2 protein-coding genes are annotated in these 4,258 nt (G+C 68.2%); both read right to left on the bottom strand.

Annotated features, from left to right (window positions below):
* Positions 1-258: 258 nt before the first annotated feature.
* Positions 259-1,941, bottom strand: a complete 1,683-nt coding sequence (locus tag AB0K14_RS40790; protein WP_360466730.1) for an ABC transporter substrate-binding protein — start codon at positions 1,939-1,941, stop codon at positions 259-261.
* Between the two features lie 231 nt (positions 1,942-2,172).
* Positions 2,173-4,167 carry a glycosyl hydrolase gene (locus tag AB0K14_RS40795; RefSeq protein WP_360466733.1) on the bottom strand — a complete coding sequence of 665 codons (1,995 nt, stop codon included), beginning with the start codon at positions 4,165-4,167 and terminating at the stop codon, positions 2,173-2,175.
* Positions 4,168-4,258 lie beyond the last annotated feature (91 nt).

A 4,258-nucleotide genomic window follows, 5' to 3' on the forward strand; every position in this document is an offset into this window, starting at 1 on the left:
AACACCACGTCCGACACGTCGCCACCCACCTCGACAACGAACCCCACCCCGACATCCGCGCCCACACCGTCGCCCAAATGGCCACCGGCTTCGGCAATGTCCCTTCACCTGTCGGCCACGCGGCGTCGCCGAACGCGTAGTGGCCGCCGCCGAGGTGGTGGCGGTGACGCTCACCGCCACCACCTCACTGCGCGACCCGCACCGAGCCGCCGCGGACCTGGACCGACCGGCTTGACGCGGTGCCGGACGGTCCCCCGGTCACTGACCGCCGGGCTTGAGCTTCATGATGATCTCGGAAGCGTCCGGGCGCCCCCAGAGGGCCGGGAACGCGTAGAGGTCCTCCTTGGTGGGCCAGCCGGTGAACTTCTTCGCGTTGTACTCGCTGGTGGTGCCGCCGGTCAGGACCGGGATGTACGGGATCGACTCCTCGATCCTGGTCTGGATGGTGTCCAGGTGCGGCTGCCGGGCGGCGTCGTCCTCGGGGTCGATGCCCTTCAGCGCGGTGAGCGCGGCGTCGACGTCCGGGTTGGAGAAGCGCGCGAAGTTCGGCTGGGCGATCTCGCCGACCTTGGCCGTGTTCGAGCTGCTGAAGAAGTAGGACGCGTTGTAGAACGGGTCCGGCGCCGGGCCCTGGTAGATCGAGTCGATCAGCAGCTCGTAGTTCCCGCGGCCGCGCGCGTCGGACCACTCGTTCCAGGAGACCTGCTGCGCGGTGATCTTGATGCCCACCTGCTGGAGCTGCTGGGTCAGCGTGTCCACGGCGGTGATGTAGTCGGTCCAGCCGGCGACGACCTTGAGCGTCAGGGCCAGCGGCTTGCCGTCCTTCTGGTAGATGCCGTCACCGCCCTTGGTGTACCCGGCGCCCTCCAGCAGCTGCGTGGCCTTGGCCGTGTCGGGCTGCATCGGCGCGGTCTTCTCCTTGAGCTTGTCGGAGATCTGACCCTTGTCCCGCTCCAGGAGCGCCGCGCCGGGGGAGATCTCGCTCGCGGTGTTCTCGAACGCGAGCGCGTTGATCTGCGTGCGGTTCATGCCGTAGTAGACGGCCTTGCGGACGGCCACGTCGGTCTGCGGGCCCTGGCAGCCCAGGGCGGCGTTCGAGCAGGTGAACAGGGCCACCTGGTTCATCGGGATGGTGATGGCCTTGTAGCCCGGGTAGTTCTTCTCGACGTTCGCGATGTCAGGCACCGGGCCGGTCTGCCAGTCGATCTTGCCGGCCTTCAGCGCGTCGACGGTCGCCTGGTTGCCCGACATCGATATGTAGCGGATCCTCTTCACAGCGGGTTCACCGGCCCAGTAGCCGGTGTTCGCCTTGAGCGTGAACGCCTGGGCCTTGAACTCCTCGAGCTGGTACGGGCCGGTGCCGACCGGCTCCTTGACCGACTCGGTCGCCGGGGTGCCGAAGTCCTTCCACTTGTGCTCGGGGACGATGTAGATCCGGCCGAGCACCTGCGGACCGTCCATGTAGGACGGTTCGGGGAACTTGACCGTCACGTGGGTGTCGTCGACCGCGGTCGCCGTGCCCTTGTAGCCCGTGCCGTTGATGGCCTGGTTCTTGGTGATCATGTCGAGGGTGAAGACGACGTCCTGCGCGGTGAACTTCTCGCCGTCGGTCCACTTCACGTCGTCCCGCACCTCGATGTCGAGCTGGGTGCCGTCGGCGTTCCACTCGAACGTCTTGCCCAGGCGCGGCCTGGGTTCGACGTCGCGGATGTTGTTGAAGAAGAACAGCGGCTCGAAGATCGTCCCGGCGCCCTCCAACGAGGTCGGGGAGAACGGGTTGAAGTTCACCTGGAAGTCACCGGCCGGGCCAGGCAGGACCAAGGTGTCCTTGTTCGCGTCGCTCTGCGCGCCGGATCCACACGCCGTCGCCACCATGGCGACCGCGGCCAGTCCGGCCGCCGCAGTGCGCGCCCGTGAGAAGCGCCTTGCCTTCAGGAACATCGTCGATTCCTCTCGTGGCCCGAGACCGGCCGCGGTCCCGCGTAGAGGTGGATTGTTAAGTCATCGAAGAAACGAAGTCAACACCTCGCCGTCATCTGCCGGACAAGTTGCTTGCTCAGCGAACCCCAGGCGCACGACATTGCTTCGTACACCCGCCGTGGGCGACCGGTCTCGGCAACGCCCGCCGGTGCGTGCGGGGCGGGGTGCCGGTGCACCCCGCCCCGCACCACCTCACCCTGCGCGGATGTCGTCCAGGACGAGGGAGCCCTTCGTCGTGGTCGCACCGTCGGCCTGGTTGACGAAGACGTTGAACTGCGACAGGTTCCGCAGGTCGTCCGCCGTGATGCGGCGGTGGGCGTTGGCGGTGTCCCACGGCGCGGGGCGCCAGTCGGCGAACGGGATGGTGACGACCCCTGGCGCGGTGCCGGCGAGCGAGGGGTAGGCCTCGTAGGCGACGCCGCCGGCGTTGAGCTGGAGCACGAGCCTGTGGTCGGAGCCGTCGGGCCGCAGCCACACCGACAACCCGGAATAGGCGGACCAGTCGCCCTCCAGGCGCTTGCCGATGCCGGTGTAGGTCTGGAAGGTGAAGTCGTAGTCGAGCCTCAGCGCCTTGCCCGCGTTGTCGGCGGCCAGGGAAATGGTGTTGGCACCGTAGGTGCTGTAGTCCGCGCGCAGCGCCGTGTCGTCGGGGTGGCCCTCGAAGTCGTCCACCACGCCCGGCGGCAGCGGCGGCTTCGCGCCGAGGATGACGGTGTTGGTCAGGTCCAGTGGTCGTGCGCGGCCGATGACCAGCGCACGGACGTTCAACCTGGTCACCGTGTTGGTCAAGTTGTCCTGACCGATCCGCCAGGTGCCGGTGTGGTAGCCGGTGGCACGGTCGTAGGTGAGCATGTGTCGTGTTTCCGACTTGCCGACCGTGTAGTACACCAGCAGGGCCTTGGTGTTGTTCACCTTCACCCGGATCGTCGTGGTCGGCGTGACCACGCGCTCCCGGTCGGTCGGGGACACGATGTGCGCCGACGGCGCTTGGCGGACGGCCTTGGTCCTGCGGTCGTGGACGTGGTCGAGTTCGGCGGCGAACACCGAGAACGGGTCGGCGTGGAACGCGCGGAAGTCCGGCAGCAGCTCGTGCTCGGGCAGGTCGCCGGTCGCCGGGTGGGGCACGAAGAACTGCTCGGCGCCGAAGTTGGTCCACGTCATCGCGTAGGCGGTCCGGCGGGCGTCCGGGTCGGCCTCGATGGCGTCGAGGACCTGGGTGTACCAGTGCGTGTTGCCGTTCTGCCCGTTGGGCTTGAGGGCGCCGCTGATGCCGTACTCGGTGGCCGCGGAGACCTTGCCCTTCTCGTCCGCGAGCCGCGCGATCATGGCCAGGTCGGCGACCAGGCCGTCCAGCCACTGCCGCGAGCCGTTGCTGCCGTCGTAGTTGTCGTAGCCGAACACGTCCACGTAGTCGTCACCCGGGTAGGTGCGCAGGTAGACGTCGCTGACGCCACCGTAGGAGCCGCCGGGCGAGTAGGCGTAGAGGAAGTTGTGCACGTCCTTGGTGTCGCGCAGGTACTCCACGGTGTAGCGCCACAGCTCGACGTACTGCGAAGCCGAGGCGTGCGCGGCGCCCCACCAGAACCACGAGCCGCTGTTCTCGTGGAAGGGTCGGAAGATGACCGGGATCGGCCGGCCGCGGTCGTCGGTGATCGCGTGGGCCAGCCGGGCGACCCGGTCGAGGTAGGCGCGGAACTGCGCGTTGTGGTCGCCGCCGGGCAGGATGCGGGCGACGACGTTGCCTCCGGTGTCGCCGTAGTTTCCGCCGGTGACGAAGTTGTTCATGTGGGCGCTGATCGTGTTGATGCCGCCGATGCGGTGGGCTGCTTCGACCAGTTGGACGTACTTGGCGAACTTCTCCTCCGGTGTGCCGGGTGAGGAGCCGTGGCCCTGGTCGCTCATGTCCCAGCCGAAGACGGCGGGGTGGTCGCCGACGCCCGCCTCCACGTCGGAGCTGACGCCGTCGGCGGTGGGGAAGGTGAGGCCGAACTCGGTGGTCTGCTGGTGCCCGAACAGCACGCCCTGGCCACGTTGGGCGCGCAGGTAGGCGAACAGCGAACGGGTTTCCGGGGTCGCCCTCTCATCGGCCACCCGCACGTCGACGGGCGCGCCGCCGTGGGCGGAGGCGGTTGCGGGGATGGCCACCGCCAGTGCGGCGGTGACGGCCAAGGCGACGAGACGCCTCATCGGCGGGTCCACTTCTGGTTGGTCTGGTTGTTGCAGGTCCAGGAGTTGACCTGGGTGCCGTTGGTGGTGCCCTGGCCGTTGGCGTCGAGGC

Source organism: Actinosynnema sp. NPDC050801, from assembly GCF_040673975.1.
GTDB lineage: Bacteria > Actinomycetota > Actinomycetes > Mycobacteriales > Pseudonocardiaceae > Actinosynnema.